General features: G+C 30.2%; 3 protein-coding genes. All 3 read left to right on the top strand.

Annotated features, from left to right (window positions below):
• The coding region (locus tag ACXJIE_RS07225) for a restriction endonuclease subunit S (RefSeq protein WP_456480297.1) at positions 1-701 on the top strand (701 nt) is incomplete at its 5' end.
• Position 702: 1 nt separating this feature from the next.
• Entirely contained in the window at positions 703-1,713 is a 1,011-nt protein-coding gene (locus tag ACXJIE_RS07220) for a virulence RhuM family protein (protein ID WP_456480296.1), read from the top strand.
• On the top strand, positions 1,703-4,592 hold a 2,890-nt coding region (locus ACXJIE_RS07215; RefSeq protein WP_456480295.1), incomplete at its 3' end, for a type I restriction endonuclease subunit R. The genes ACXJIE_RS07220 and ACXJIE_RS07215, both read left to right, overlap by 11 nt.

Below are 4,592 nucleotides of genomic sequence, written 5' to 3'. Positions count from 1 at the left end.
TTGACAATTTCACAGAGCTTACAGCAGAGCTTACAGCAGAGCTGTCTTTGAGAAAAAAACAGTATGAGTTTTATCGTGATAAACTTTTAACTTTTAGTAATGATGAGGTAGAGTGGAAGAAGTTGGGGGAAATAGGACAAGTTATTAGAGGAAACGGTATGCAAAAAAAAGATTTTGTAGAAAATGGTTTTCCAGCTATACATTATGGGCAAATTTATACTAAATATGGCTTAAGTGCTACTAAAACTTTTACTTTTGTATCTAATGAATTAGCAAAAAAATTAAAAATTGCAAATAAAAACGATTTATTAATAGCTACAACTTCGGAAAATGATGAAGATGTTTTAAAACCCCTTGCTTGGTTAGGAGAAAAAACAGCTATTTCAGGTGATATGATGTTATTTAGACACAATGAAAATGTTAAATATTTAGCTTATTATTTTCAAACAACAATGTTCCAAAAACAAAAATTAAAATATATTACAGGGGCAAAAGTAAGAAGAATATCAAAAGATAACCTTGAAAAATTTAAAATCCCAATCCCCCCAATAGAAAAACAAAAAGAGATAGTAGCCATTTTAGATAAATTTGATACCTTAACAAACTCTATAAGCGAAGGATTGCCAAAAGAGATAGAGCTTCGTCAAAAACAGTATGAGTATTATAGAGATATGTTATTGAGTTTTAAAAAGGAAAACTGAAATGAGCGAAATACTACTATACAAAACGCCAAACGAAGAGATAAGACTTGAAGTTTTGATACAAAATGAGACTATTTGGCTTTCTCAAAAGCAGATGGCAAATCTTTTTGGTGTTGATAGTGATACTATATCTTATCATCTAAAAAATATCTATAAAACAAATGAATTACAAAAAGAAGCAACTACCGAAAAAATTTCGGTAGTTCAAAAAGAAGGAAATAGAGAGGTAAAAAGGGTAGTGTCTTTTTATAACCTTGATGCGATTATTTCCGTGGGATATAGGGTTAATTCCAAGCAAGCTACAACTTTTCGTATATGGGCAACACAAGTTTTAAAAGAGTATATCATCAAAGGCTTTGCAATGGATGATGAGAGGCTTAAAAATCCTAATCAACCGTTCGGCAAAGATTATTTTGATGAACAGCTTGAAAGAATAAGAGATATACGAAGTTCCGAGAGGAGATTTTATCAAAAAATAACGGATATATATGCACAGTGTAGTATAGACTATGACCCAAGCAGTAATGAAACAAAAGAGTTTTATGCAACTGTTCAAAATAAATTTCATTTTGCTATTACAGGGCTTACCGCTGCTGAAATCATCTCACAAAGAGCCGACAGCTCGAAACCCAACATGGGATTAACTAACTGGAAAAATTCACCGAAAGGTAAAATCAGGCAACAGGATGTAATTACGGCAAAAAATTATCTTACACAAGAAGAGCTTGATATATACAACAGAATTGTTGAAATGTATCTGAACTTTGCAGAGTTACAAGCAAAAAATAAGCAAGCAATGACTCAAAAAGATTGGATAGAAAAACTTGATGCTTTTTTAGAATTTAACAGCAAAGACATACTTAAAAACAAAGGTAAAATCAGTGCCGAAATAGCCCGGAGTTTAGCGATTAAAGAGTTTGAAAAATTTAAAGAAACACAAAGCAAAGACTATATGTCGGACTTTGATAAAATGGTGGCACAAAATAAATTAAGGAAAACCGATGACTACTAAACCTATAACCGAATCAAATAATTTTATAGTTTTAGATAAATACACAAAGATAGACCGCCCTCAAAGCTATCAAAGTGAAGCGGATTTGGAAAAAGAGCTTATTGAGGATTTGAAAAATCAAGGCTATGAGTATTTGGAAAATCTTAAAACTCCTCAAAATATGCTGAAAAATATTAGAGTTCAATTGGAAGAGCTTAATAATATAAAATTTTCAAATGATGAGTGGAATCGTTTTGTAGAAGAATATCTTGATAAACCGAATGATACTATCATAGATAAAACCGAGAAAATTCATCATGATTATATTTATGATTTTGTTTTTGATGACGGGCATATCCAAAATATATATTTAGTGGATAAAAAGAAAATAAATCGAAACAAACTTCAAGTCATATCACAGTTTGAACAAGAGGGAAGTTATTTAAATCGTTATGATGTTACTATCTTGGTAAACGGTTTGCCACTTATTCAAATAGAGCTGAAAAAAAGAGGGGTTGCAATAAGAGAAGCCTTTAATCAGATTCATAGATATTCAAAAGAAAGTTTTAATAGTGAACATTCTCTTTTCAAATATTTACAAATTTTTGTTATTTCAAACGGCACGGATACTCGTTATTTTGCCAATACTACCAAAAGAGATAAAAACAGTTTTGATTTTACTATGAATTGGGCAAAAAAAGACAATACTCCTATCAAAGATTTAAAAGATTTTACCGCAACTTTTTTTCAAAAGAGAACTATTTTAGAAATATTACTTTATTATAGTGTTTTTGATGTAACCAATACACTGCTTATAATGAGACCATATCAAATTGCGGCAACCGAGAGGATATTGTGGAAAATAAAAAGTTCTTATAATTCTAAAAAATGGAGCAGTGTCGAAAGTGGCGGCTATATTTGGCATACTACCGGTTCAGGCAAAACATTAACCAGCTTTAAAGCGGCAAGACTTGCAACCGAACTTGATTTTATAGATAAAGTGTTTTTTGTGGTAGATAGAAAAGATTTGGATTATCAAACCATGAAAGAATATCAAAGATTTTCTCCCGATAGTGTAAATGGTTCAGACAGCACGGCAGGGCTAAAAAGAAACATTGCAAAAGATGATAATAAAATCATAGTAACAACCATTCAAAAGTTAAATAATCTCATCAAAAGTGAAAATGATTTGGATATATATAAAAAACAAGTGGTATTTATTTTTGATGAGGCTCACCGTTCGCAATTTGGAGAAGCTCAAAAAAATATTAAGAAAAAATTTAAAAAATATTATCAATTCGGATTTACGGGAACTCCGATTTTTCCTGAAAATGCTCTTGGAGCGGAAACTACCGCAAGTGTTTTTGGAACGGAACTTCATTCTTATGTTATCACCGATGCGATAAGAGACGAAAAAGTATTAAAATTTAAGGTGGATTATAATGATGTTCGTCCTAAATTTAAATCTTTTGAAACCGAGCAAGATGAAAAAAAGTTAACCGCTTCAGAAAACAAAGAAGCATTATTGCATCCGGACAGATTAAAAGAAATTTCTCAATATATACTCAAAAATTTCAAACAAAAAACACATCGTTTAAAATCATGGAACAAGGGTTTTAATGCAATTTTTGCAGTTAGCAGTATTGAAGCCGCTAAACTTTATTATGAAACATTAACAAAATTACAAGATGGTAATGAAAAGCCGCTTAAAATTGCTACAATATTTTCATTTGCTCCAAATGAAGAACAAGATGCAATTGGAGATATTCAAGATGAAAATTTTGAACCAAGTGCAATGGAGAGCAGTGCTAAAGAATTTTTAGCAAAAGCCATCAATGATTACAACAAAATGTTCAATACTAATTATGGAGTGGATAGTAAATCATTTCAAAATTATTATAGAGATTTGGCAAAAAGAGTAAAAAATAAAGATGTTGATTTACTTATAGTCGTCGGAATGTTTTTGACGGGTTTCGATGCTCCGACTTTAAATACTCTGTTTGTCGATAAGAATCTCCGTTATCACGGATTAATTCAAGCATATTCAAGAACAAACAGAATATATGATTCAACAAAATCTTTTGGAAATATTGTAACTTTTAGAGATTTAGAACAGGCTACAATTGATGCCATAACTTTATTTGGTAATTCAAAAACAAAAAATATCATATTGGAAAAAAGTTACAAAGAGTATATGGAAGGTTTTACGGATATTATTACGGGAGAAGCTCGTAAAGGATATATTGATATAGTTAGAGAACTAAAGGAAAAATTTGCCAATCCGGATGAGATTGTTAAAGAAAGTAATAAAAAAGAGTTTGTAAAACTTTTTGGAGAATATTTAAAAGTTGAGAATATTTTACAAAATTATGACGAATTTTCGGCATTGAAAGCATTTAAACAAATAGATAAAAACAATCTCGAAGCAATTAAAGAATTTAAAGAAACATACTATTTAAGCGATGATGATTTGAAAATGATTGAAAATATAGAAACTTTATCTGACAGATTGGTGCAAGACTATCGTTCAACTTATAACGACATCCGTGAAGAAATCCGCCGTCAAAAAGAAAATAAAAAGGAAGAAAACTCTACTATTGACTGGGATGATGTTGTTTTTGAAGTTGATTTACTCAAATCACAAGAAATTGATTTGGATTATATTCTTGAATTGATTTTTGAAAAAAATAAAAAAATGAAAGACAAGGATATTTTAATTAGAGATATAAGAAGTTTAATAAGGGCAAGTGTTGGAAATCGTGCAAAAGAAAGCTTAATAGTCGATTTTATAAATCAAGTGGATTTGGATAAATTTGAAGATAAAGTTAGTATTATTGACGGTTTTTTCTCATTCGCCCGAAAAAAGCAAAAAGAAGAGGTAAATAAATTAATTAAAAATG

The sequence above is a fragment of the Nautilia sp. genome, assembly GCF_053994455.1.
This window is presented reverse-complemented; position numbering and strand designations above follow the sequence as displayed.

Excerpts from the sequence above, each read along its gene's own strand:
- ACXJIE_RS07220 (WP_456480296.1), top strand. The coding sequence starts at position 703 with ATGAGCGAAATACTACTATACAAAACGCCAAACGAAGAGATAAGACTT.